This window comes from Bacillus cereus G9842 (assembly GCF_000021305.1).
Lineage (GTDB): Bacteria > Bacillota > Bacilli > Bacillales > Bacillaceae_G > Bacillus_A > Bacillus_A thuringiensis_S.
In genome coordinates, this window is the sequence record NC_011772.1 from 1903736 (window position 1) to 1929372 (window position 25637).

Sequence of the window (25637 nt, forward strand, 5' to 3'; positions counted from 1 at the left end):
ACTTTGTTACATATAAGCCGATTGTTCGAAAGGAAAGGGAATGTATGGTAAAATGTAATTAGGTTATTAAAAGATAAACATTACAAAATGATAAGAGGAGTGGGTTGTATGAGTACGAAAACAAATGTTGTTGAAGTATTAAACAAGCAGGTAGCAAACTGGAATGTGTTATATGTGAAACTACATAATTATCACTGGTATGTGACAGGGCCACACTTCTTTACATTACATGAGAAATTTGAAGAGTTTTATAATGAAGCTGGAACGTATATTGATGAGTTAGCAGAACGTATTTTAGCTTTAGAAGGTAAACCATTAGCGACAATGAAAGAATATCTCGCAACATCTAGTGTCAGCGAAGGGACAAGCAAAGAATCTGCAGAAGAAATGGTGCAAACATTAGTGAATGATTATTCTGCACTTATTCAAGAATTAAAAGAAGGTATGGAAGTTGCGGGCGAAGCTGGCGATGAAACATCAGCTGACATGTTGTTAGCAATTCATACAACATTAGAACAACATGTATGGATGCTAAGTGCATTCTTAAAATAACGATAAATATATAGAAACCCATTGAAAAATTATTTCAATGGGTTTTTTTATGATTTTTCAGTTTTCTTTTATGCTATAATATAGTAAAAAGGAGGCGATGCGATGTTTCGCTTTTTCAGAACTGGAAAAGAAGAGCGGGAAATTACGAAAGATGAATTAGAACAAGCGATGGCTCAGTTTTTAGAAACGAATGCTAATATTGTTTATACAGTATTAGTAAATGACGATTATACAGTGAATTATGATTTGTTAAAACCGTATTTACCTGCATTTCCAACAAATGATTTTCTCATAACGAAGGAAACGCTTGAGGTATTTGAACATACAGCAGAAAATTTAAACCTAGTGAAAGAAATTGATGTCGTACAAAAAGCAGTAGATCAATACGTAACAGAAAAAGAAATGTTCCCAATTGTTGAAGGTAGCGAAGATCGCCTCATATGCGGAATGAAACTAGGACCTTACTTAAATCGTAGCTTAAAAAGAGACTTATATATTTCAGAAAAACATTATTTAGTTTCAAGTAAACCAGATAGAAAAAAACAAAAGAGCGGGTAGATGTAATGAAAACAACAATACATATATTGTTGTCTTTTTTTGTTTGTTAAAATATTGATTTTTCAGTCTATTTTCATTTATACTAAATGTATTGGACAGGGAAGAGTAACTATTAAGCATCATTCTGAGAATAAGATATTGTTAGCGTAGGTTATACAAAGTGGTATAAAGATTCGCAAAAAAATATTATAAAAGGTTTCGGGGGAATTGGTACATGAAAAATAGTATGACTTACATTCAATTATTAAATGAAACGTTACGTTGTTATGCAAATAAAGGAAGTTTTGAAGCGTACAATTATATAATGGAAAATGCTACAGGTGTAATAGGGAATGAGGCGCAAATATATAATTTTAAGTATGCGCTCGCAAGTGCATCGGGACTTGAAAAAGAAGCATTACATTTAATGAGAGAGGCCATTATAGAAAAGGGATTCTGGTATGGAAATGAGTATTTAATTTCGGACGATGATTTAAAATCACTACATAAATTTGAAGAATTTCATACAATGGTTCAATTATGTAAAGAAAGAGAAGGATTAGCACATAAAACGGAAAGACCAGACGTGAAATATATATACAGCAAGAAAGAGGGAAATCTACTACTTACATTACATGGTGACCAAGAAAATATTCAAATAGTAGAGCCATATTGGAAATCAGTTTTGACACAAGATTACACGTTAGCTTTACCACAGTCTTCACAAATTCAGTTTTCAGATGGATTTGTTTGGGATGATCTAGAGAGAGGGAAAGGGGAATTAAAAGAGCATTACAATAAGTTTATAGAAAATCATACAGTAGAAAATGTAATAATTGGTGGTTTTTCTGCAGGGGCAAGAGTAGCTTTATATACGATTTTACAAAAAGATATAGATGTAGATGGTTTTGTTTTTATGGCACCCTGGCTTCCCAAGATTGAAGAATGGGATGAGTTGTTGAGTGTGCTGCAGGATAAACATATAAAAGGATATATAGTATGCGGGGATCAAGATGAAGATTGTTTCGAATCCGTGCAGCAATTTGTGCAACTATTAAGAGATAAGAATATAGAACATAAGTATAAAGTTGTGCCTGACTTAGATCATAATTATCCTATTAACTTTGATGAGCTATTAAAAGAAGCTATTGAATATATAGGAAATGAAAACAATAAGTAGTAAGAAAAAGAGATGCATCATATGTGATGCATCTCTTTTTAGAATTATAAATTAAAAGCATTTGCTAGTAAGCGATAAGACTTTAATTTATGTTCGAATTGATGAGTAATCGTGACAATCATAAATTCGTCAGTATTGTATGCTTTGCTTAAGTTTATTATTTTTTCTTTTACAGAAGACGGATCACCAACAATCATACGTTGACGATTTTCTTTTATACGGAATAAATCATAAGCGCTGTATGAATAATTTTGAGCAGTTTCAATAGAAGGTGTACCAGTAGTTCGTTTTCCTTGCTCTAATAATAAGATTGATAAATCTAAACTAGAAGCAATTTTTTCTGCTTCTTCATTTGTTTCTCCGCAAATAACAAAAATAGCAACGATTGACTTTGGTTTATCTCCTAAAAATGAGGGCTGATATTGTTCTTGGTAAGCCCTCATAACTTCAGGGCCTCCAAAGCCATTAATAAATTGTGCAAATGCGAAAGAAGCTCCGTTGTTTGCAGCAATTTTAGCGCTCTCTCCACTAGAACCGAGCATCCACATTTCAGGAGATGTTGGGATAACTGGAGTGGCTTTTAAGTTTGCATAGTGATGGTTTTCTGGTACTTGATCATGTATGTACATTGCAACGTCTGCAATTTGTTCTGGATATTGATCAAGTGAGACCATTTTCCCTTCTTGAAGTGCGCGAGTTGCTATTGGCATACCACCAGGGGCTCTACCAACACCGAGATCGATACGATTTGGATACAGTGCTTCTAAAACACGGAAATTCTCAGCGACTTTATATGGGCTATAATGCGGTAACATAACACCACCTGAACCGACTCTAATATGGTCCGTTTTTGCGGCAATATGAGAAATAAGTATTTCTGGACTTGAACCAGCTAAGCCTACGGAATTATGATGTTCGGATACCCAAAAACGTGTGAATCCGAGTTTTTCAACTTCTTGTGCAAGCGTAACTGTATGTGAAAAAGCTTGGGCTGCTGTGCTACCATCTGAAATAGGTGATTGGTCTAATACACTTAACTTGATCATAGAATATACCTCTCAATCTTAATGTACATCCTATTATATATTTACTTATGAAAAATGCGTAGTGAAATGCTCAAAATGAAAAGCGGATAATCTTATTTCCGCTTTTAATGAGAAAATCCGCGTTCATAATGATTCATTTCGACTAGATTTAAAATATATTCATAGTTGTCAATTTCACGTTTTAGCTGTTCACGTTCTTTTGCAGATAGTGTCATATTGCTAAGTTTTTTACATAAGTTTTGTTTCTTTAATTCTAAATGTTTTTTTGTAGCATGGTAGTCATAAGTATGTTTCATTTTTAACCACTCCTTCTTTGCAGTTGCTATATTATACGAAGCATAAAGAAATATGAAATCTGTCTCTTATGTATTTTTAGTGAATATTCAAATTGCAATGGTGTTATGTTTATGGAGATCTATGAATAAAATGCACTAAACCACTAACGTCCATTTGATGAAATAAGGGGTGGAATTGTGCAGAAAGATATAATGTATAACACTGAAATGGATGAAGCGTTAAAAGTTATAGATAAAGGATTGAAGAAGACGATAAGTCCAAAACAAATTATTGTAGTGGGAGCTGGTATGGCTGGATTAGTTTCAGCATCTTTATTAAAGGCTGCAGGACATGATGTGAAAATTTTTGAAGCAAACAACCGGGTAGGTGGCCGTATAGAGACAGTTAGAATGGAAGATACCGGATTATATTTAGATGTGGGAGCAATGAGAATTCCGTATACACATAGGTTAACGATGGCATATATAAGAAAATTTGGGCTACAGGTGAGTCCTTTTATTAATAGGAATGAGACGGATATTATTTATGTAAATGGACGGAAAACGACGTTGAAACAATATGAAAAGGATCCGAGTATTTTAAGGTATCCTGTGGAAATGAACGAAGTGGGAAAAACGTCTGAAGAACTATTGTTATTAGCAGTACAGCCGATAATAAATTTTATTAAAAGAAATCCAGAGAAAAATTGGGATGTTGTAGTGAAGGATTTTGGGAGATATTCCACAGGACAATTTTTAAAGTATCATCCTTATCAGTATAATACTTACTTTTCGCCAGTAACAATTGAGATGATCGGTGTTCTATTAGATTTAGAAGGTTTTTTAGAGCGGTCGTTTGTAGAGACTTTACGATTTCTATACATTATGCAAGAGGAGAGCGGATTTTGTGAAATTATGGGCGGGAATGATAGATTACCAAAGTCATTTTTACCGCAATTAGAAGAAAATATTATATATAATCAAAAATTAATGAAGTTACATCAACACGATAATGGTGTGACAGCTTTCTATCGGAACGAGGAAACTTTTGAATATAGTAGTATTACAGGAGATTTAGTTATTGTTACTATCCCGTTTTCGACAATGCGTTTTGTAGAAGTAGATCCGTTTGATTCTATATCTCATGAAAAATGGAAAGCAATTCGTGAATTGCATTACATGCCTGCGACGAAAATAGGAATTCAATTTAAAAGCAGATTTTGGGAAGAACAAGGGCAATTAGGTGGCAGAATTATAACAGATTTGCCAATTCGTTATGCCTATTATCCAAGTCATGGAATTGGAGAAAAAGGACCTGCTATGATGTTAGGTAGCTATACATGGTCTTACGATGCATTGTTATGGGATGGTTTATCAAAAGGCGATCGTATTTATTACGCCTTACACAACTTAGCAACAATATTAGGTGGTCAAGTGTATGATGAGTTCATATCTGGAATATCAAAAAGCTGGACATTGGATCCGTATGCGCTTGGAGGATTTGCGCTTTTTCAAGCAGGTCAAGAATCTGAGCTACAACCAGCGATTGTCAAACCAGAGGGGAGAATATTCTTCGCTGGAGATCATACAACGCTATATCACGGATGGATTCAAGGTGCGATTGAATCTGGAATTTTTGTAGCGATGGAAGTGAATGAGTAAAATGTTTTTAATTCAGAAAATTCTTTACTATATAAATTGAGATGGATATTATTATATATAAAAGAATTATAGGGAGTGTTTACAGTGAATCCGTTATTATTCGATTTTCCTTCTGAATTTTATACTGACAGGCTTTTTATTCGAATGCCGAAACCAGGAGATGGTAAAGTTGTATATGATGCAATTCAAGCTTCAATACAAGAACTAAAACCTTGGATGGCTTTTGCACAAAAAGAGCAAACAGAGGAAGAAATAGAAGAGAGTATTAGAAAATCGCATATTCAATTTTTGCAACGTGAGGATTTAAGATTACTAGTATTTTCGAAAGAAACAGGTGAATTTATTGCTTCTGCCGGATTACATCGTATTAATTGGGATATACCTCAATTTGAAATCGGATATTGGATTGATACAAGGTTTAGCGGAAAAGGCTATATGGTAGAGGCTGCGAAAGGTATAACGGATTATGCTTTTTCTGAATTGAAAGCAAACCGTGTAGAAATTCGTTGTGATTCTCTAAATAAAAAGAGTAGAGCGATACCTGAGAAATTGGGCTTTAAATTAGAGGGGATTTTAGAAAGTGCGAGTATTGCAGTAGATGGAAATGGATTAAGGGATATGTGTGTATTTGCAATGACGAGAAATACATATAAAAAAGAAGAGCTGTAAAGAAACAGCTCTTCTTTTTGTGTATTATGGTACAGGATGTCCATTAGAGCTTTCGAAAATTGTAAACCATTGTTGACGATCTAATTTAACGTTTGTAGCAAGAGCGGCCGTTTTTACACGATCTAATTTACCAGATCCAACGATTGGCATCATGTTAGCTGGATGCGCAAGTAACCAAGCATACATAACCGTATCGATACTAGTAACACCTAGCTCAGTAGCAACTTTTTGCACAGTTTCACGTACACGTACGGCGCGTTCTGATTGACCAGTAAAGATTTCCCCACCAGCAAGAGGTGACCAAATCATTGGATTGATTCGTTTTTCTTGGCATAAATCAATTGTCCCTTTTTCAAAGTGCTCAAGCTGCAATGCAGAAACTTCAATTTGGTTCGTAATAAGCGGGAAATCTAAGTAAGAACTTAACATATTAAATTGTGAAGGTAAGAAGTTAGATACACCGAAGTGACGAACTTTTCCTTCTTGTTTTAATTGTGAAAATGCCTTTGCCACTTCATTTGGATCCATAAAAGGGTCGGGACGATGAATAAGTAATACGTCAATATAATTTGTATGTAAATTTTTTAGTGATGCTTCTGCACTTTGAATAATGTGCTCTGCACTAGTATTGTAGTGAGCAACATATCGCTCTGGAAATTTTGGTGATGGGGGAGCGATTCCACACTTTGTAATAATTTGCATGTTTTCTCGTAAGGAAGGCTTTAATTGTAAAGCTTCGCCAAATAACCCTTCACACGTATATCCGCCGTAAATGTCAGCGTGATCAAAAGTAGTAATTCCCATATCCATACAATCTTCAATGAAAGAAAGTAATTCTTGTTTCGTCATATTCCATTCTGCTAAACGCCAAAATCCTTGAATAATACGAGAGAATTCGAGCGTTTCATTCATTTGAACTCGTTCCATTATAAGTACCCCCTTGATGAATGATTATTATTTTGAAAAGGCTTTCTTACTACGTATTATTATATAGTTTGGGGGGCGTACATACAATAAATATGTTTTGCTAAAAAAATGATTTTCTCTATATGCTATAATGTAGAAACATATAGCTATAAGGAGATGTAAGGAATGATTCCAGTAACAATATTAACTGGTTTTCTTGGATCAGGGAAAACGACTTTATTAAATCGTATTTTATCAGAAAATCACGGTAAGAAATTAGCGGTGATTGTAAATGAAATAGGGCAAATTGGCATTGATAATCAGTTGATTATGAATGTAGAAGAAGAAATTATGGAAATGACAAATGGCTGTTTATGCTGTACTGTACGTGAAGATTTACTTGTTGCTTTAAAACAGTTACTGGACGTAAAAGCAGAAGGGAAAATGGATTTTGATGGTTTAGTAATTGAAACGACTGGACTTGCAAATCCAGGGCCGATTATTCAAACATTCTTTTTAGATCCAGTCATTCAATCTGCATACCAAATTAACGGTGTTGTAACGGTGGTAGATAGTTATCATATACATAAACATTTTGAAAAAGGATTAGAGGCAAAAGAGCAAATTGCGTTTGCGGATGTCGTTTTAGTAAATAAATTAGATTTAATTGAAGAGAGTGAGAAAGAAAATCTCTTGCATGAAATTCAAGGAATTAACCCGACTGCAAAGTTAATTGAGGCGACTAACTGTGAGGTAGATATACCATCTTTATTACAAATCCAAACGTTTAAAACGAAAGATACGTTGCGAATTTACCCTCATAAAGAACATAATCACTTAGAAGGTGTGAAATCATTTGTATTACGTGAAGAACGTCCGCTGGATTTACAAAAGCTTAATGAGTGGATGTCAGCTGTCGTTCAAGAGCTAGGGGAATATTTATATCGTTACAAAGGAATTTTATCGATAGATGGAGTAGATAAACGTATCGTTTTCCAAGGTGTACATACTTTATTTGCCGCTTCGTACGATAGAGAGTGGCAAGAGGGTGAAGAGCGAGTAAGTGAAGTAGTTTTCATCGGAAGAGATATTAATAAAGAGTGGTTCCAAAAACATTTTCAGGAGTGTGTGAAATAAGTCTGCGTAAATTGCAGGCTTATTTTTTATGAACATTCTATTAGATTGCAAAACAGAATTAAATAAGGGAAAGAAATTAAAAATTGATAAATGTATAATAAAAAGCCTGTTTTCACAGGCTTGTATTTTCGTCTATTAGTAACTCCATTACAACACCTACAACTGGACCTTCATCATCAATATCACCATTTAAGCGGAAACCAAATGATTCATACAGTCCCATTGCAAGTTTGTTGTCTGGATGTAAACTTAAGTAAATTATTTTGCATTCAAATTTTTCTTGTAAGAATTGAATGAGTAAGCGAAGGAAACGTTTTGCGTATCCTTTTCCTTGATATTGTTGGTCAATCATAAAGCGATCGAGCCATACACTTTTATGTTTTACTGAATACCATCCATACATTGCATAACCTACAAGTGTTTCTCCATCATATAAACCTACTGACGTTCCGTTTCCTTCATATAATGATTCTGCTAAAGAAAACGCGTTACTTTCAATAAATTGTTGCTGATCTTTTGTGACGTTTAAAGCAACTACTGAACGCCAATTTTTTGCTGTTACTTCACAAATGTGAAGATTCATAATTCCAACTCACCTTCTAAATTAATATAGCTTTAAAGCTAATATGGATAATTTTACTTGTTATTTTGGTCAAGTCAAGGATAAATACATAAAAAGGCAGCTGAATACCAGATTCAGCTGCCTAGAAAATATAATGGATTAGTTTGTTGCTTCTTTCAATGTGTTTACGTTTTCTTCCATTAAAGTGAAGTAATCTTTATTATTTTTCGCATCATCTTCAGAAATAGTAGCTAAGTGATTTAAGCGTAAAACTTTTGTACCAGTTTCTTTTTGAATTACGGATGCTACTTTTGGAGTAGAGAACGTTTCGAATAAAATATATTTTAGACTATGTTCTTTTACTGTTTTTGTAATGTCAGCAAGCTGCTTTTGAGATGGTTCATCAGAAGCTGAAATTCCAGCGATAGGAATTTGTTTTAGGCCGTATCGTTGTTCCCAGTAACCATAGGCAGCATGAGAAACTAAAATTTCTTTCGTTTTTGCGTTCGCTACAGCTGCCTTAAATTGATCGTCTAAATCAGTAAATTTAGTTTGAAGTGCGGCGAAGTTTTTTTCGAATTCTTGTTTATGTTCAGGTTGTAATTCTACAAGTGCATTTTTAATTTTTTCCGCCTGTTTCATTGCTAGAGTAGGATCTAACCAAACATGCGGGTCTTTATCGTGATGATGTTCATCTTCTTTATGGCCATCTCCATGATCATGATGCTCTTCTTCAGTAGAAGCACGAAGCTCAATACCTTTAGATGCATTTACAATTTTAACATTTTCTTTTTGTAATGTTTTTTCCATTTTTTCAGCAAATGGTTCTAATTCAGCGCCGTTATAAACGAATAAATTAGCTTTTGCAACTTGTACTGTTTGTTTTTGACTTGGTTCAAATGTATGTGAATCTGCACCAGGTGGGTAAATTGCTTCAACATTTACATAGTCGCCACCGATTTTCTTTGCGAAATCAGCAAGTGGGAAAATCGTTGTATAAACTGTTAGCTTTCCATCTTTCTTGGCATTACTTTCTTTTTTATTTGAGCAGCCAGCGAAAATTAAGGTAAAAATAAGTAAGAATGAAAATATAGTCAATCTTTTAGGCATGAAGTTCTCCTCTTTTCTTTTTTACGGATATATTTTCCCCAATTATAGAAGAAAAATATCATTTTAATACAAAACGGAATAATTACGTTTTAGTTTGCGAACTTAGTATAATACATCTTTAATAAAGTTGCAATAAATAATAATCATTCCGATTTGTTTTTGTTATAAAGTTGTCAAATATAAGTGTATTATTTTTGCAAATGCATGCATATGTGACAACGCTGTTTTCATATATTGAAAAGGAGGTTAAAGAGGGGGGTGAGCGTTTGGGTTACTTAATGGAAGCTATTTTATTAATATTAGCGGTAGTATTGCCATTATCTTTTGTATTAATTTTTTTAAGAAGATTAATAAGTAATTTAGGGGACGCTACAACAATAACGAAATTACAAGAGAGAGATGAGAAAAAAGAGTAAGTAAAACACTATGCGTACGCATAGTGTTTTACTTGTGGTAAAATAAGATCAGGAAACTCCTAAAGGTTGTATTTTACTGAAGGAGAGAAAAGTAAAATAAGAGGTATATGCATATATGAATAAGCGAACAGCGTTAATACTTGGTGCAAGTGGTTTAGTTGGACAAGAGATAACGCGTCTATTACTTGAATCAGATTACTATGATTCGGTTACTATTTTTGTAAGAGATCCAATGCAATGGCAACATGAAAAGTTACAGCAGAAACAAGTTGATTTTTCGGTATTAGAGGAATATAAAGAGTTCTTTGCTGTGGATGATGTTTTTAGTTGCTTAGGAACAACAATAAAAAAAGCAAAAACAAAAGCAAATTTTAAAAAAGTAGATTATGAATATACGTTACGAGCTGCTTGTTTAGCTGAAAAACAAGGGGTACAAAATTTCCTTGTTGTGTCTTCTATGGGAGCGAATCCTAAATCATTTTTCTTTTATTCACAAGTGAAAGGAAAAATGGAAGAAGAATTGCAAAAGTTAGTGATCGGTGGTATTCACATTTTTAGACCATCATTATTAGTAGGAAATCGACAAGAATTTCGTTTCGGTGAACGAATGGCTGAAAAGTTATCTCGTATTATTCCTTTTATCTTTAAAGGAGCTTTCAAAAAGTATAAACCAATTTCAGCTAAAGATGTGGCGAAAGGGATGTATATAACCGCGCTGCGAGAAGAATCGGGTATCCATACTTATAATTCAAATGAAATTACAACGATAGAATAAATAAAGCCGAGAAGAATGACTTCTCGGTTTTATTTATTCGTATGAATTTTTCCTGGTGCTCGCTTATATTGGTGAGGTTCTTGCAATTCAAAGCCAAGTTCATTGGCTGCTATTCTCGGGAAGTACGGGTTGCGAAGTAACTCACGTCCGATGAAAATTAAATCTGCTTCGTTATCATTTAAAATTTGCTCTGCTTGAGATCCAGTCGTAATCAATCCAACTGCACCAGTTGCAATCTTAGTATACTCTTTAATATGTTTGGCGTATTGTACTTGGTAACCAGGATACACATCAATATGTGCTGGTACAACTGCACCAGAACTACAATCGATTAAATCTATTCCCTGTTCTTTCATCCACTTTGTATACTGAACATAATCTTGAACTGTTAGTCCGTCAGGGTGATAATCATTTGCTGAAATACGAACGAATATTGGTCCGTCCCAAACTTTATTTACAGAGTCGATGATTTCGCGTAAGAAGCGATAGCGGTTTTCAGGTGAGCCGCCGTATTCATCCGTTCGTTTATTAGTAAGTGGTGATAGGAATTCATTGATAAGGTAACCGTGAGCGCCATGTAGTTCGATAACATCAAATCCGGCTTGTTTTGAACGTAACGCGGCCCTCTGAAAAGCTAATATAGTCTCTTTGATTTGCTGTATATTCATTTCTACTGGTATTTTCATCGTATCACTAAAAGGAATTGCAGAAGGAGCGAAAGCATTCGTACCTAATTCAGCTTTTCTTCCGGCGTGAGCGAGTTGGATGGCAGCTTTTGCACCGTTATCATGTATAAAAGTAGTCGTTTTATGTAAGCCTTCAATTAGGTTGTCATCCCAAATGCCTAAGTCTTTGTTAGAAATTCGTCCTTCAGCTAAAACGGCAGTTGCTTCAACCATAACTAAACCTACTTGGCCAGCAGCGCGAGTTCCATAATGAATGAGATGGAAATTCGTAACGCGGCCATCTTCATTCCCCGATGAATACATACACATAGGCGACATAACGATACGATTTTTTAGTGTAACGTTCTTAATTGTATAAGGTGAAAAAAGCTTGGAATTCATCAAATAGCCTCCTTGATTGAATTTTCTTATATTTTACCATTCTCTTTTTTGTTTCTCTAATAAAACGCTTATACGAAAAATTTTGTTTATTCGTGTTACAATGACTAATATGAACTGAATTGGAGGATGACATATGTACCAGGCTTATTATGAAAGCGAAGTAGGTTTGCTAGAAATTACAGCAAATCAAGAAGGCATTACGTCTGTTATATTTGTTGATGAACGACAAGAAGAGAATAAAAATGAAATGATAGAACAATGTATAAATGAGTTAGATGAATATTTTAAAGGGAAAAGAAAAGAGTTTACGGTCCCGCTGTCTGCGGAGGGAACCGCATTTCAAAAAAATGTATGGGATGCTCTTTATACTATTCCGTACGGCGTAAGTGCTTCATATTTAGATATTGCAGAGAAGGTTGGAAATACAAAAGCTGTACGGGCAATAGGAGGGGCAAATAGTCGGAATCCAATTTCAATAATCGTTCCATGTCACCGTGTAATAGGAAAGAGTGGAAAGCTTGTTGGATATGCGGGTGGTTTATGGAGGAAAGAGTGGTTATTAAAACACGAAGGTATTTTGAAATGACGTATGTATGGGAAGAGGGATTGTTTTGAAATGTATAAATTGTGGGCAACCTTGCGAGGAGGAACAGTTAAATTGTGCAAGTTGTCAGCGAAACTTGGATAATGAACAAGATGAAAGCAGCTCGTTAATAGATAAAGAACTAGAAGTATATGTAGGGAGACAATATCCGTATTACAAAAGGAAATGGGAGCTTGAGAATAAGCGGATTGCTAGGTGGAGCTGGAATGGTTGGGCTGCTATTTTCAATATAGGCTGGCTAGGATATCGTAAGTATTATGTACCAGCTGCTTTATTTATGTTGTTATTAGTAGCGTGTGATGCATTTTCGTATTATATGGGATTTAATGTGGCGTTGCCAATCATTAATATGGTACCTCTTACGTTTTTATTACTCATTTTTATTCTGTTTGGAATGGGGATTTTTGCAAATGGATTATACTATCAATTTGCGGAAAGACGTATATACCGAATAAAAGCAAGAGAAATAAAAGATAAATCAGTTGAAAACTATCTAATCAATGATAGCGGCGGAACGAGCAAAATGGGAGCGACAATTGTTACTATTTTAGCAGTTGCTAGCATATTTTTTAGTCATTTCTTTTTTCCGACTGATCGAGACGTTATTCAAAAGGTTCGTACAAGCTCGCTTTATGAATATCCTTTCTTTTCAATAGGTGAATCTTTCGAAAATTATTTTCAAAATTCAGGTTGGATATATTATCGTGGAACGGAAGGGTTAGAATTAGTAGAATTCCAAGGATATAACGCCGGAACGCCAAGACAAAAGGTGAAGATTCAATTTGTTGTCGATTATAAATTAGGTGAAGTGGAACCATACTCACTTATGGTTAATGGTGAATCTAAAACTGAAGAAGAGTTTTTGAAGCTGATGGAAGAAATATTTAAAGTTCAAAATCCATTTGATATAGAGGATGGATTACAAGTAAATGCTATTCAAGGAAGCGGCTGGAAAGAAATTTCCGATCGCTTTTTTCTATGTTTGTTAAAATAAATATTTAAAATAATCAGAATCTTTTGTATAATAAAATATATTATATAGGATTTAACTTATACATATAGATTGGGGGAAGGAAGAATGAAGAGAAAGACAACAACAATTGCTGCACTTGCGTTAACGACGAGTGTATTGGTTGCAGGATGTGGGAATGGTGAGAAGGCTTCGACAACGAAGAAAGAATCGAATAAGGGAATGGCCGATAAACAAGTTTTAAATTTGCTAGAAACAGCTGAAATTCCTTCAATGGATACATCTAAATCAACGGATTCTGTATCTTTCCGTGTATTTGTAAATGCAATGGAAGGTTTATATCGTCTAGATAAAGATAATAAACCAACACCAGGTATGGCAAAAGATGTGAAGATTAGTGAAGATAAAAAGACATATACATTTGAATTACGTGATGCGAAATGGTCAAATGGTGATCCAGTTCGAGCACAAGATTTTGTATATGCATGGCAACGTACATTAGATAAAGCAATAGCGGCAGAATATGCATTCATTTTATTTGATGTGAAAAATGCACAGAAAGTAAATAAAGGTGAATTACCAGCAGATCAATTGGGTGTTAAAGCGAAGGATGATAAAACGTTGGTAGTAGAATTAGAGCAACCAGCACCTTATTTTCTTGAGCTTACGTCGTTCCCTACATTTTTCCCATTAAATGAAAAATATGTGAAAGAGCAAGGAGATAAATATGGATTAGAAGCAGATAAATTATTATATAATGGACCATTTACAATGAGTCAATGGAAACATGAACAAAATTATCAGTTAAAGAAAAATCCTAATTATTGGGATAAAGATACTGTAAAGTTAGACGAAATTAATGTAAGTATTGTGAAGGAAACAAGCACGGGAGTAAATTTATATGATAGTGATCAAGCAGATCGAGTTATTTTAACTTCTGAATTTGTTGATAAATATAAAAAGAATAAACCAGATGAATTTAAAACGAAGTTAGATCCACGCATATATTTCTTGCGTTTTAACCAAAAAAATGCAACATTTAAAAACCAAAAAGTACGTGAAGCAATTGATTTGGCATATGATAAAAAAGGAATTGCTGATGTCATTTTAAATGACGGTTCATTGCCAGCATATTTCTTAGTACCTGAAAAATTCACGACAGGTCCGGATGGAAAAGACTTCCGCTCTGTAAATAAAAACTTCCGTGATAGTAAAGATAATGCAGAGAAAGCAAAAAAATTATGGGAAGAAGCGAAGAAAGAGCTTGGTCAAGATACAATTACGGTTGAATTACTAAACGATGATAACGGTAGCCGTAAAAAAGTAGGCGACTTTATTAAAGAAGAACTAGAGAAAAACTTGCCTGGTATTAAAGTGAATTTGAAACAGCAACCATACAAGCAGAAGCTAGATTTAGAAAAGAAATTCCAATATGAATTCTCATTATCTGCATGGAGCCCTGATTATCCGGATCCAATGACTTATATTGATATGTTTGTTACTGGAAGCTCATTTAATGAAATGGATTATTCTAATCCGAAGTATGATGATTTAGTAGCGAAATCAAAAGGAGAGCTATTAAAAGATGATAAAGCACGCTGGAATGCACTTGCGGAAGCTGAAAAAATCTTAATTGGTCAAGACGCAGCAATTTCTCCTACGTACCAACAAAGTACAGCTTATTTAGAGAAGCCGTTTGTAAAAGGCATTGCTAACCATACGTTTGGCGGGGACTTCAGTTATAAATGGGCATATGTTACAAAAAAATAGTACAATAAAAGGTGAGCGAATTTTCGCTCATCTTTTATTTGTATAAGGAGGAATTATAGTTGTTAAGGGGAATCAATCATATTTGTTTTTCGGTATCTAATTTAGAAAACTCTATTATGTTTTATGAAAAAGTATTAGAAGGAGAATTATTAGTTAAAGGGAGGAAATTGGCGTATTTTAACATATGTGGAGTATGGATAGCGCTTAATGAAGAGACACATATTCCGAGAAATGAGATTCATCAATCTTATACGCACATTGCATTTTCTGTTGAACAAGAAGACTTTGAATATCTAATACAGCGATTAGAAGAAAATGATGTTCATATTTTAAAAGGAAGAGAACGTGATGTCAGAGATTGCGAATCTATATACTTTGTTGATCCTGACGGTCATAAATTTGAGTTTCACTCAGGGACACTGCAAGATCGTTTAAATTATTATAGAGATGAGAAACCTCATATGACATTTTATTAGGAAGGGATAGCATTTGCATGCACTTGTAATTGGTGGAACAGGAATGCTAAAGAGAGTTTCTATGTGGCTTTGTGAGCCAGGGTTTCATGTTTCTATTATCGGGCGAGATGAAGTGAAATTAGAAAATGTTAAGCGGATGAGTTCTACACCAGAAAATATTACATGCCTTTCGTTAGATTATCATAATGATGAAGATGTAAAGCTAGCTATTAAAAGTACAGTTGAGAAAAATGGCCCGATCACATTAGCTGTTGCATGGGTACACTCAAGTGCAAAGCATGCACTATCAAATATTTGTAAAGAACTAGATTTATCGTCTAAAACATATAGTTTATTTCATATTTTAGGTAGTAAAGCATCACGTATGACTGCACAAAAAATAGGGAGTACGCGATGTAGTTATCATAGAATTATTTTAGGTTTTATTTTAGAAGATACATATGGAAGATGACTTACTCATGAAGAGATAGCTGATGGAGTTATAAAAGGGATTGAAAGTAAACGAGCGGAGTGGATTGTAGGGAGAGTTGAACCGTGGGAATTACGACCAACATGGTGAGGGGGAGTAAGAAATGAAAACAACTATATATGTAACAAGGCATGGTGAAACAGAGTGGAATGTAGTGAAGCGAATGCAAGGACGGAAAAATTCTGCTTTAACTGAAAATGGTATAGTTCAGGCGAAACAATTAGGGAATCGAATGAAAGATTTACCAATCCATGCGATCTATAGTAGTCCGAGCGAAAGAACACTTCATACGGCAGAGTTAATAAAGGGGGAACGTGATATACCCATTATAGCGGATGAGCATTTCTATGAAATCAACATGGGTATATGGGAAGGACAAACAATCGCGGATATAGAAAAGCAATTTCCAGAAGAAGTACATCTGTTTTGGAATGAGCCACATCTTTTTCAGTCAACATCAGGCGAAAATTTTGAGGCCGTTTATGAAAGAGTAATTGAAGGGATGCAGCTTCTTTTAGAGAAGCATAAGGGACAAAGCATATTGATTGTTTCTCATGCGGCAGCAGCAAAATTACTTGTAGGGCATTTCGCGGGAATTGAAATAGAAAATGTGTGGGATGATCCATTTATGCATAGTGCTAGTTTGAGCATAATAGAATTTGAAGAGGGTATTGGTAAAGTGAAACAATTTGCAGATATAAGTCACTTTCAATAAATGTAAAAAAGGCCGCAAAACGGCCTTTTTTTGGTGGTATAAAAACTAGCAGTTACGTTTTTTATACCAGAAGTGATCAAATTTCTTATTTTTGCAAGATGGGAATTTATGTCCGCCTTTGCAATCATTCCATTTGTGCCCATCATCGTGACAGTCTTTACCATGATCACATGAATCATCGCAAGAGCCGCCGTGTCCGTGAGGGAAGAATTCGCATTTTTTACAGTAACATCGTTTAGTCCAGTAAAATTTCTTTTCAAAACGTACACATTTTGTAACGAAAGTACAATGTTTTCTACGCGTACGTTTTGTAACTAAAACGCATTCTTTTCTACGTGTTACTTTCGTAACGAACGTCCATTTTTGAACGCGTACACGAGTACATTTCGTAACAAATGTCCACTTTTTAACGTGAGTACATTTTGTAACAAATGTACAATGTTTCACACGAGTACATCTTGTTCTTGGGCATTTACAATCGTCGCTACACTCAATTTTTGAAGAGCAATCGTCATCACATTCGAATGTGCTTGGATCTTGGTGTAAGAAATCCTCCATCCCAGCACTTTTGATTTCTTCAACAGCTTTTCTAATATCACGTTTCATAGAAATCCTCCTTATCATGTATTAAGTTGAAAAGGTATTCTTTTTCCTTAACATGATATGAGAGATGACGTCTTTCTGAACAGGACAAGAGTGTAATTTTCTATAAATAGATGATAGCGGATGTATGGACAAGACAAGGCGCATACATTGAATGAAGAGAACTGAGAAGGGATGAGAAAATATGTTACCTTCATATGATTTTTTTGTTCATCCAATGTACTTAGTGGAATTGAAAAAAGACATTTGGTCAGATAGTCCAGTGCCAGCAAAATTAACTTATGGAAAAAAGAAATATGACATTGATATCGTATACCGAGGAGCTCATATTCGTGAGTTTGAGAAAAAATCTTATCATGTTATGTTTTATAAACCAAAAAAATTTCAAGGTGCGAAAGAGTTTCATTTGAATTCTGAGTTTATGGATCCGTCTCTCATACGAAATAAACTATCGCTAGACTTTTTTCATAACATTGGTGTACTTTCGCCAAAATCACAACATGTATTTATAAAAATTAATGGTCAAATTCAAGGTGTGTATTTACAGTTAGAATCGGTTGATGAAAACTTTTTGAAAAATAGAGGATTACCGAGTGGTTCTATTTATTATGCGATAGATGATGATGCGAATTTTTCATTAATGAGTGAACGAGATAAAGATGTTAAGACGGAGCTCTTTGCGGGTTATGAATTTAAATATTCGAATGAAAATAGTGAAGAACAACTGAGTGAATTTGTATTTCAAGCGAATACTTTGACGAGGGAAGCCTATGAAAAAGAGATTGGGAAGTTTCTACATGTAGATAAATATTTACGATGGTTAGCAGGAGTTATTTTTACGCAAAACTTTGATGGTTTTGTCCATAACTATGCACTATATCATAACGATGAAACAAATTTATTTGAAGTTATACCGTGGGATTATGATGCGACTTGGGGGCGAGATGTACAAGGGAGACCGCTTAATCATGAATATATCCGCATTCAAGGGTATAACACGCTAAGTGCAAGATTGTTAGACATACCTGTGTTTAGAAAGCAGTATCGAAGTATTTTAGAAGAAATATTAGAAGACCAATTTACAGTTTCGTTTATGAGGCCGAAAGTAGAAGGATTGTGTGAATTGATTCGTCCATATTTACTACAAGATCCATATATGAAAGAAAAATTAGAAACATTTGATCAAGAGGCTGATATGATTTATGAATATATAAATAAAAGAAGAAAATATATACAAGACCACTTATATGAATTGGATTAATTTTGAAAGAGATTGAAACGTTATCAATCTCTTTTTTTTGTATAATAAAGATGTATCAATAAAAGTGAAGTAATATATTTGAAAGAGAATGGGGATGCGGATATATGACGATTAAATGGATTGATTGGGTAAAACAAATACAATCTATAACCCAAGCAGGTTTAACGTATTCTAAGGATGTGTACGATATAGAACGCTTCCAACAATTACGAGACATTTCGATTTCGATGATGTCACATTACACAAAAACTGATTGGGAAGTTGTAGAGAAATTATTTGCAAGTGAGACAGGCTATCAAACACCTAAAGTTGATATAAGAGCAGTTGTTTTTCAAAATGAAAAGTTATTATTTGTGAAAGAAAAAAGCGATGGGAAATGGGCATTGCCAGGTGGATGGGCTGATGTCGGTTATACGCCAACCGAAGTTGCAGCAAAAGAGGTTGTCGAAGAGACGGGTTATGAGGTAGATCATTTTAAGTTACTAGCTATATTTGATAAAGAAAAACATCAACCATCTCCATCGGCGACGCATGTATATAAGATTTTCATTGGATGCGAGATTATTGGTGGAGAAAAGAAAACTAGCATTGAAACAGAAGAGGTGGAGTTTTTTGGTGAAAATGAATTGCCTAATTTATCAATTGCTAGAAATACAGAAGACCAAATTAAAGAGATGTTTGCCTACATGAAAGACCCGCAGAAAGAGAAATTAATAGATTAATCCTGCTTGAATTGTACATATTGTTAAAATGAAGATATTGGCAGATTGCAGCCTTTATGTAATAATGGGATGGTATGTGAAGAAAAAAGGAGATAAAAAAGAACATGTTAGCAAACATAATAGATCAGTTATTGCAATTTTTTGCAAGCTTAGGTTACTTTGGAGTAGCTCTTGCTTTAATGATTGAAGTAATCCCAAGTGAAATTGTACTTTCGTATGCTGGCTTTTTAGTAGCGGATGGTAAAATTAGTTTTGTGGGTGCAGTTATCGCCGGAACGATTGGTGGTACTTTAGCCCAAATCTTTTTATACTGGCTTGGATACTACGGAGGGCGTCCGGTTGTAGAGAAATATGGGAAATATCTGCTTATTAATAAACACCATTTAGACATAGCGGAAGGTTGGTTTAAGCGTTATGGAGCTGGCGTAATATTTTCTGCGCGCTTTATCCCAGTAGTACGTCATGCAATCTCTATTCCAGCAGGACTAGCTAAGATGCCATTAAAACTATTTACGCTTTATACGGTTGTAGCGATCATTCCATGGTCAATTCTATTTATATACTTAGGTGAAAAACTTGGTGGGAATTGGCGACAAATTAAAGAGTATGCATCTGATTACACACATTACATAATTATAGGAGCTGTTCTTTTTATTGCTCTATACTTCGGTTTAAAATATTTGAAAAAGAAAAAAACAACACGCTAAAGTCAATGATAATTCATTGGCTTTTTTTATTTGTTTCGGTTCGGTTCTAAAAAAAAAGAGTTGTCCATAATGTATAATAATAAAGCGTAGCGGAGGAATGTGATGAAAGGGTCACCGTTTATACGTGGAACGATATTTTTAACGATGGCAACGATGATATCAAAAATGTTAGGGTTTATATATGTTATACCATTTACAGCAATGGTCGGTACGAGTGGGTACGTTTTATATACGTATGCATATCGCCCCTATACAATTATGCTCAGCATTGCGACAATGGGATTACCACTTGCAGTTTCAAAAATGGTATCAAAATATGATCAACTGAATGATTATCATACGGTTAAGAGAGTGTTGAAAAGTGGAATCGTGTTTATGTTTATAATGGGAGTCATTTCGTGTTTTACGTTATATATGCTAGCTCCGCATTTAGCTAAGCTTGTCATCGATGGAAATGATCAAACGGGGAATAGTGTAGGAGCGGTTACTACTAATATTCGAATTGTAAGTTTTGCGTTAATACTTGTGCCAGTAATGAGTTTATTAAGGGGCTTCTTTCAAGGATTCCAATCGATGGGGCCTTCTGCATTAAGTGTAGTTGTAGAGCAATTTTTTCGGGTTTTAACCATTTTAATAGGAAGCTTTGTCGTTTTATATGTTTTAAAAGCGTCTGTTTCATTAGCGGTTGGTATTTCAACGTTCGGTGCATTTATGGGAGCTGTAGGTGGATTAACTGTTTTAAGTGCATATTATATAAGAAGGAGAAGGCACTTAAAGAAAAAAGAGATGGCAAGTATACCACAAACAACAAAATCCTTTTTCTCATTGTATAAGGAGCTCTTTACATATTCTATTCCTTTTGTTGTGGTGGGCTTAGCAATTCCGTTGTATCAGACTATTGATACATTTACAATTAATAAACTACTTATACAAATAGGGTATATGCAAGGAGAAGCGGAAAAAATTAATGCGATAATTGGTCTTGTTCAAATGGTTGTGCTCATCCCGGTATCCGTTGCGACAGCTTTTAGTATGTCTCTCGTACCAGAGATGACGAAAGCTTACACAGCAGGAAATACGAAGCTATTGTACAAACATTTTACGAGAACAAATGTATTAGTAGTAGCGATTACGGTGCCGGCTGCAATTGGAATGATTGTGTTAGCCAAGCCTGTATATACTCTTTTATTCGGTGCTGGAAATGATCCAGAGATGGGGAGAATCATTTTACAGTATTATGCTCCTGCTTGCATACTATTTTCTCTTTTTACAGTAACGGCTGCTATGCTACAAGGAATCAATCAACAGCAGAAGACGGTGCTAGGACTAGTGATTGGAATTATTGTGAAAATAGTTTTAAATATTGTATTGCTTCCGTATTTCGATTATGTAAGTTTTATTATTTCAACATACGCGGGCTATACGATTTCAGTTGGGTTTAACTTGTGGATGCTTTCTAAATATGTTATAAAGGCAACATAAGCTTTTAAGGCAGAGAGCACTCTGTCTTTTTCTATGTTTATAATATTTTTCTTATAAAAACGTTTTCAAAATAATTTTTCTATTGAAATTTAAACGTATGTTTCATATGCTGAGAATGGCGGTTTAAAAACTGTGATTTAAGAGAGGTAGATTCCTACATGTAAAAAGAATCGGGGTGATAGTATGTTAAATATATATTTAACAGACCGAAACGGAAAACTACAAGAGATTGAGGAAATGCAAAAGGGGTGCTGGATTAATGTACTTCATCCAACAGAAGAAGAAATTCAATATCTAGTACAAACTTTAAATGTAGACTTAGATTTCATTAAAGACCCTTTGGATGATGAAGAACGCTCTCGTATTGAAAAGGAAGACAATAATACTTTAATTATCGTGGATATTCCGACAGTTAGACATGACGAAGAAGGAAATTCGATTTATGACACGATTCCAATAGGTATGATTGTGATGCCAGATTGCTTTGTGACAATTTGTTTAGAAGAAAACCCAATTTTTGAACGTTTTATTAATCAACGTATTAAAGAATTTTATACGTTTAAGAAGACGCGCTTTGCACTTCAGCTCTTATATACGATTTCTACTTATTATTTAAGATACTTAAAGCAAATAAATCGAAAAACAATTGATTTAGAGCATCAATTAAATCAGTCAATGAAAAATAAAGAGATTTTCACATTATTAGGCCTTGAGAAAAGTTTAGTATACTTTACAACGTCATTAAAGGCTAATAAAATTGTGATTCAAAAGTTAATGCGTAATAGTACATTTTTAAAAATGTATGAAGACGATCAAGATTTATTAGAAGATGTATTAATTGAAAATAAACAGGCTATTGAAATGGCGGAAATATATAGTCACATTTTAAGTGGAATGATGAATACTTTTAGCTCCGTTATATCAAATAATTTAAATAGTGTTATGAAACTGTTAACGTCAATTACGATCATTTTATCTTTACCGACGATGGTTTCTAGTTTCTTTGGAATGAACGTAAAGGTTCCGTTTGAAGGGGAAGCCCACGGTTTTGTAATTGTACTCATCATATGTGTAACACTATCTTTCACGTTAGCTTTTGTTTTTTGGAAGAAACGTTACTTTTAACGATAAAAAAGCTGCTCTAGCATAGTTATATAACTACGCTAGAGCAGCTTTTTTGCTATGAAATCTCAAATTTTGAATAGAATATAACTTGTACAATGTAATGTATATAAAGGGTATGTATTCCATATAAACCTTGTCCAATTAATGAAATGGGGTTAAAATTACATATTGTTAATGAAAAGTTGGAGGAAATACATCATGGAATTGTTTCAATTACCGAAAGCATTCCTGCAAATGAATACAATTTTTATCTCCATATTGATCGAAGCACTTCCTTTCGTGCTCATTGGTGTATTTATTTCAGGATTCATTCAAATGTTCGTGACAGAAGATATGGTAGCAAAATGGATGCCGAAAAACCGATTTCTGTCTGTTTTAGTAGCTACTTTTTTAGGGATGTTGTTTCCAGGTTGTGAATGTGGAATTGTTCCGATTGTAAGACGATTAATCGGAAAAGGGGTTCCGCCATATGCGGGGATTGCATTTATGTTAACTGGGCCAATTATTAATCCAGTTGTTTTATTTGCAACATACGTTGCCTTTGGAAGTAGTATGCACATGGTATGGTATCGTTCTATTGTAGCGATTATCGTAGCAATTATCGTTGGAATTATATTATCATTTATGTTTAGAGAACATCAATTAAGAGATGATCACTTCCCAGAAGTGAATCATAAGCGTCCATTACGTAAAAAAATGTGGGATGTATGTACGCATGCTGTTGAGGAATTTTTCTCGATGGGAAAATATTTAGTATTAGGTGCGTTAATTGCAGCTGCAGTTCAAACGTTCGTACAAACTTCAACACTTCTTGCTATAGGACAAGGGCCGTTCTCTTCACCAGCTGTTATGATGGGACTTGCTTACATATTATCACTTTGTTCAGAAGCGGATGCGTTTATTGCTTCATCATTCCAAAGTACATTTTCAACAGCATCACTTGTCGCGTTCCTTGTTTACGGACCGATGGTGGATATTAAAAATATGTTTATGATGCTTGCGACATTTAAAACGAAATTTGTAATTGTCGTTACAGTTACAGTTACACTTGTTGTTTATGCAAGCTCACTACTCATTTATGCGATGGGGTGGTAGGTTATGTTTCGAGCGTATATATTATTAGGTTTTACAATATTAATTGCGCAGCTTCATATTTCGGGTAACATTACGAAGTATATCAATATGAAGTATGCTTATTTATCAACAACAGCAGCAATTATTTTAGGTTTCTTAACGATTGTACAAATTATCGTCGTTTTCCAAAAAGAGCACCAAAAGGAAAAAGAGAAAAATGATTGCAGTTGTGACCATAGCCATTGCGGGCATGATCATTCAAAAGATGAGAATACATGGTGGAAAAAAGCATTTTCGTACTCATTGTTTTGTTTTCCGATTATCTCAGGCTTATTTTTCCCGATTGCAACGTTAGATTCAGATATTGTTAAGGCGAAAGGATTTCATTTTCCTGTTGCACAAGCAGAAAGTAAGGATCCATTTATGACAAGACAATTTCTAAGACCTGATACGAGCATTTATTACGGGAAAGAAGGATACCGCGGTGTAATGGAAAAAGGGAAGAAAGAGTTTGTTACGAAAGACAATATTAATTTGAAAGATGAAGACTTCCTAAAGGGTATGGAAACAATTTACAATTATCCTGGCGAGTTTACTGGGAAAAAATTATCTTTTAAAGGGTTTGTTTTTAGAGATGATTCTTCTAAAAAAGAACAATACTTCTTATTCCGTTTCGGTATTATACATTGTGTAGCAGATTCTGGTGTGTATGGTATGTTAGTGAAAAAACCAGAAGGTGTAGAATGGAAAAATGATGATTGGATTCAAATAGAGGGAGAAATTTCTACTGAATTTTATCAGCCGTTTCATGCGAATATTCCTGTATTAGAAGTAACGAAATGGAATAAAGTTGAACAGCCGAAAGAACAATATGTATTTAGAGGGGCCGATTGATAAGATCGGTTCTTTTTTGTGGACTAAAAGTTCTGAATGTTGTTAATATTAAACGTGTAGTTCATTTCGTATAGTGATTATTGAAATATTAGGGATAAATCATTAAAGGGGTGATAACAATGACAGAAGTAAAGGGGAAAACAGCCAATGAGTCAAGGGTGTTCAAAACGAGCCGAGTATTCCCAACAGATTTAAATGATCATAACACGCTATTTGGTGGGAAGATATTAGCGGAGATGGATATGGTTGCTTCTATTTCAGCATCCAGACATTCGAGAAAGGAATGTGTCACAGCATCTATGGACTGGGTCGATTTCTTACATCCTGTTCGTTCTTCAGATTGTGTTAGTTATGAATCTTTCGTAATTTGGACGGGAAGAACTTCAATGGAAGTGTTTGTGAAGGTAGTGGCTGAAGATTTAATCTCAGGTGAGAAGCGTATAGCGGCAACGTCATTCGTTACTTTTGTGGCACTTAGTAAGGAAAATAATCCAGTTCCTGTACCGCGTGTTATCCCTGAAACAGAAGAAGAGAAAGAATTACATCGTATTGCTGTGTTACGTGCAGAACAGCGTCATATACGTAAGGCAGAGAGTAAGAAAGTAGCCACATTGTTAACCTTTTGAGATGAATATTTAGCCATTTAATTTACTATAGTAGGCGGAAATGGTTTTAAAATGAAAAGCGGACACCTAAAAATAGGTGTCCGCTTTTATAGTTTTTTCATCCACATATCATATGACAGTAGCTACTTAGCAGAAGCAAGCAGCACCGACGATGATTAAGAGGATAAATAATACGACTAGTAGCGCAAATCCATTACCATGTGCGAAGCCCATTGTTATTTCCTCCTTTTATTTTAAGATACAAC

Annotated in this window: 29 protein-coding genes and 1 pseudogene; 22 read left to right on the plus strand and 8 right to left on the minus strand. The window is 34.5% G+C overall.

Annotated features, from left to right (window positions below; genetic code table 11):
• The first annotated feature begins 108 nt into the window (after positions 1-108).
• From BCG9842_RS09595 to BCG9842_RS09605, 3 genes are all read left to right on the plus strand, one after another.
• Entirely contained in the window at positions 109-552 is a 444-nt protein-coding gene (locus BCG9842_RS09595; RefSeq protein WP_000105199.1) for a Dps family protein, read from the plus strand.
• Positions 553-654: 102 nt separating this feature from the next.
• Positions 655-1110, plus strand: a complete 456-nt coding sequence (locus BCG9842_RS09600) for a DUF3939 domain-containing protein (protein WP_000488205.1) — start codon at positions 655-657, stop codon at positions 1108-1110.
• 214 nt (positions 1111-1324) lie between these two features.
• Positions 1325-2269: an alpha/beta hydrolase gene (locus tag BCG9842_RS09605; RefSeq protein WP_000798311.1), complete on the plus strand. Its 945-nt coding sequence runs from the start codon at positions 1325-1327 to the stop codon at positions 2267-2269.
• A gap of 44 nt (positions 2270-2313) precedes the next feature.
• Here BCG9842_RS09605 and BCG9842_RS09610 read toward each other — a convergent pair whose 3' ends face one another.
• Positions 2314-3315 (minus strand): LLM class flavin-dependent oxidoreductase, encoded by a 1002-nt coding sequence (locus BCG9842_RS09610; protein ID WP_000594036.1) that lies wholly within the window; start codon positions 3313-3315, stop codon positions 2314-2316.
• A 104-nt stretch (positions 3316-3419) separates the two neighbouring features.
• Positions 3420-3611: a DUF3896 domain-containing protein gene (locus BCG9842_RS09615; protein ID WP_000683363.1), complete on the minus strand. Its 192-nt coding sequence runs from the start codon at positions 3609-3611 to the stop codon at positions 3420-3422.
• Positions 3612-3788: 177 nt separating this feature from the next.
• Between BCG9842_RS09615 and BCG9842_RS09620 the strand changes: the two genes are divergently transcribed.
• Both BCG9842_RS09620 and BCG9842_RS09625 read left to right on the plus strand, forming a co-directional pair.
• The gene (locus tag BCG9842_RS09620) at positions 3789-5252 is read left to right on the plus strand and encodes a flavin monoamine oxidase family protein (protein WP_001168122.1); all 1464 of its coding nucleotides are present in this window, start codon (positions 3789-3791) and stop codon (positions 5250-5252) included.
• An 84-nt stretch (positions 5253-5336) separates the two neighbouring features.
• On the plus strand, positions 5337-5921 hold the full coding sequence (locus tag BCG9842_RS09625) for a GNAT family N-acetyltransferase (RefSeq protein ID WP_001068739.1): 585 nt from the start codon (positions 5337-5339) through the stop codon (positions 5919-5921).
• Positions 5922-5945: 24 nt separating this feature from the next.
• On the opposite strand, the gene BCG9842_RS09630 is transcribed toward BCG9842_RS09625, so the two are convergent.
• On the minus strand, positions 5946-6848 hold the full coding sequence (locus BCG9842_RS09630) for an aldo/keto reductase (protein ID WP_000442823.1): 903 nt from the start codon (positions 6846-6848) through the stop codon (positions 5946-5948).
• Between the two features lie 165 nt (positions 6849-7013).
• On the opposite strand from BCG9842_RS09630, the gene BCG9842_RS09635 reads away from it, so the two are divergent.
• Entirely contained in the window at positions 7014-7964 is a 951-nt protein-coding gene (locus BCG9842_RS09635; RefSeq protein ID WP_000613429.1) for a CobW family GTP-binding protein, read from the plus strand.
• 112 nt (positions 7965-8076) lie between these two features.
• On the opposite strand, the gene BCG9842_RS09640 is transcribed toward BCG9842_RS09635, so the two are convergent.
• Complete coding sequence (locus tag BCG9842_RS09640; RefSeq protein ID WP_001048684.1) at positions 8077-8547, minus strand: GNAT family N-acetyltransferase; 471 nt, start codon at positions 8545-8547, stop codon at positions 8077-8079.
• 138 nt (positions 8548-8685) lie between these two features.
• A complete protein-coding gene (locus BCG9842_RS09645) occupies positions 8686-9636 on the minus strand; it encodes a metal ABC transporter substrate-binding protein (RefSeq protein ID WP_001126157.1) in 951 nt (316 codons plus the stop codon).
• A gap of 266 nt (positions 9637-9902) precedes the next feature.
• On the opposite strand from BCG9842_RS09645, the gene BCG9842_RS31290 reads away from it, so the two are divergent.
• Positions 9903-10052 carry a hypothetical protein gene (locus BCG9842_RS31290; protein WP_000540932.1) on the plus strand — a complete coding sequence of 50 codons (150 nt, stop codon included), beginning with the start codon at positions 9903-9905 and terminating at the stop codon, positions 10050-10052.
• 115 nt (positions 10053-10167) lie between these two features.
• Positions 10168-10827: an oxidoreductase gene (locus tag BCG9842_RS09655; RefSeq protein ID WP_001042730.1), complete on the plus strand. Its 660-nt coding sequence runs from the start codon at positions 10168-10170 to the stop codon at positions 10825-10827.
• Positions 10828-10856: 29 nt separating this feature from the next.
• On the opposite strand, the gene namA is transcribed toward BCG9842_RS09655, so the two are convergent.
• Positions 10857-11894, minus strand: coding sequence for an NADPH dehydrogenase NamA (gene namA, locus BCG9842_RS09660; RefSeq protein WP_001086172.1), 1038 nt, complete (start codon positions 11892-11894; stop codon positions 10857-10859).
• Positions 11895-12027: 133 nt separating this feature from the next.
• On the opposite strand from namA, the gene BCG9842_RS09665 reads away from it, so the two are divergent.
• From BCG9842_RS09665 to BCG9842_RS09690, 6 genes and pseudogenes are all read left to right on the plus strand, one after another.
• Positions 12028-12480: a methylated-DNA--[protein]-cysteine S-methyltransferase gene (locus tag BCG9842_RS09665; protein ID WP_000283913.1), complete on the plus strand. Its 453-nt coding sequence runs from the start codon at positions 12028-12030 to the stop codon at positions 12478-12480.
• A gap of 7 nt (positions 12481-12487) precedes the next feature.
• Positions 12488-13492 (plus strand): DUF2628 domain-containing protein, encoded by a 1005-nt coding sequence (locus BCG9842_RS09670; protein ID WP_079997142.1) that lies wholly within the window; start codon positions 12488-12490, stop codon positions 13490-13492.
• A gap of 84 nt (positions 13493-13576) precedes the next feature.
• Positions 13577-15238 (plus strand): peptide ABC transporter substrate-binding protein, encoded by a 1662-nt coding sequence (locus BCG9842_RS09675; RefSeq protein ID WP_000824270.1) that lies wholly within the window; start codon positions 13577-13579, stop codon positions 15236-15238.
• 59 nt (positions 15239-15297) lie between these two features.
• On the plus strand, positions 15298-15714 hold the full coding sequence (gene fosB, locus BCG9842_RS09680; RefSeq protein ID WP_000943764.1) for a FosBx1 family fosfomycin resistance bacillithiol transferase: 417 nt from the start codon (positions 15298-15300) through the stop codon (positions 15712-15714).
• A gap of 13 nt (positions 15715-15727) precedes the next feature.
• A pseudogene (locus BCG9842_RS09685) lies at positions 15728-16273 on the plus strand (short-chain dehydrogenase).
• A 13-nt stretch (positions 16274-16286) separates the two neighbouring features.
• The gene (locus BCG9842_RS09690) at positions 16287-16898 is read left to right on the plus strand and encodes a phosphoserine phosphatase 1 (RefSeq protein WP_000858837.1); all 612 of its coding nucleotides are present in this window, start codon (positions 16287-16289) and stop codon (positions 16896-16898) included.
• A gap of 45 nt (positions 16899-16943) precedes the next feature.
• Here BCG9842_RS09690 and exsB read toward each other — a convergent pair whose 3' ends face one another.
• Positions 16944-17504: an exosporium protein ExsB gene (gene exsB, locus BCG9842_RS09695; protein WP_000817480.1), complete on the minus strand. Its 561-nt coding sequence runs from the start codon at positions 17502-17504 to the stop codon at positions 16944-16946.
• Positions 17505-17685: 181 nt separating this feature from the next.
• Between exsB and cotH the strand changes: the two genes are divergently transcribed.
• The 8 genes from cotH (at position 17686) to BCG9842_RS09735 (ending at position 25392) form a co-directional block, all read left to right on the plus strand.
• On the plus strand, positions 17686-18762 hold the full coding sequence (gene cotH, locus BCG9842_RS09700; protein ID WP_000938005.1) for a spore coat protein CotH: 1077 nt from the start codon (positions 17686-17688) through the stop codon (positions 18760-18762).
• Positions 18763-18866: 104 nt separating this feature from the next.
• The gene (locus tag BCG9842_RS09705; protein WP_000153595.1) at positions 18867-19484 is read left to right on the plus strand and encodes an NUDIX hydrolase N-terminal domain-containing protein; all 618 of its coding nucleotides are present in this window, start codon (positions 18867-18869) and stop codon (positions 19482-19484) included.
• Between the two features lie 104 nt (positions 19485-19588).
• Positions 19589-20191 (plus strand): DedA family protein, encoded by a 603-nt coding sequence (locus BCG9842_RS09710; protein ID WP_000880690.1) that lies wholly within the window; start codon positions 19589-19591, stop codon positions 20189-20191.
• Positions 20192-20293: 102 nt separating this feature from the next.
• Positions 20294-21673: a putative polysaccharide biosynthesis protein gene (locus BCG9842_RS09715; RefSeq protein ID WP_000678844.1), complete on the plus strand. Its 1380-nt coding sequence runs from the start codon at positions 20294-20296 to the stop codon at positions 21671-21673.
• Positions 21674-21856: 183 nt separating this feature from the next.
• On the plus strand, positions 21857-22798 hold the full coding sequence (locus BCG9842_RS09720) for a magnesium transporter CorA family protein (RefSeq protein WP_000932389.1): 942 nt from the start codon (positions 21857-21859) through the stop codon (positions 22796-22798).
• A gap of 198 nt (positions 22799-22996) precedes the next feature.
• Positions 22997-23893 carry a permease gene (locus tag BCG9842_RS09725; protein ID WP_000418726.1) on the plus strand — a complete coding sequence of 299 codons (897 nt, stop codon included), beginning with the start codon at positions 22997-22999 and terminating at the stop codon, positions 23891-23893.
• A gap of 3 nt (positions 23894-23896) precedes the next feature.
• A complete protein-coding gene (locus BCG9842_RS09730; protein ID WP_000488058.1) occupies positions 23897-24766 on the plus strand; it encodes a TIGR03943 family putative permease subunit in 870 nt (289 codons plus the stop codon).
• Positions 24767-24885: 119 nt separating this feature from the next.
• Positions 24886-25392 (plus strand): acyl-CoA thioesterase, encoded by a 507-nt coding sequence (locus BCG9842_RS09735; RefSeq protein ID WP_000141164.1) that lies wholly within the window; start codon positions 24886-24888, stop codon positions 25390-25392.
• Positions 25393-25518: 126 nt separating this feature from the next.
• On the opposite strand, the gene BCG9842_RS29585 is transcribed toward BCG9842_RS09735, so the two are convergent.
• Positions 25519-25605 carry a YjcZ family sporulation protein gene (locus BCG9842_RS29585; protein WP_000505094.1) on the minus strand — a complete coding sequence of 29 codons (87 nt, stop codon included), beginning with the start codon at positions 25603-25605 and terminating at the stop codon, positions 25519-25521.
• Positions 25606-25637 lie beyond the last annotated feature (32 nt).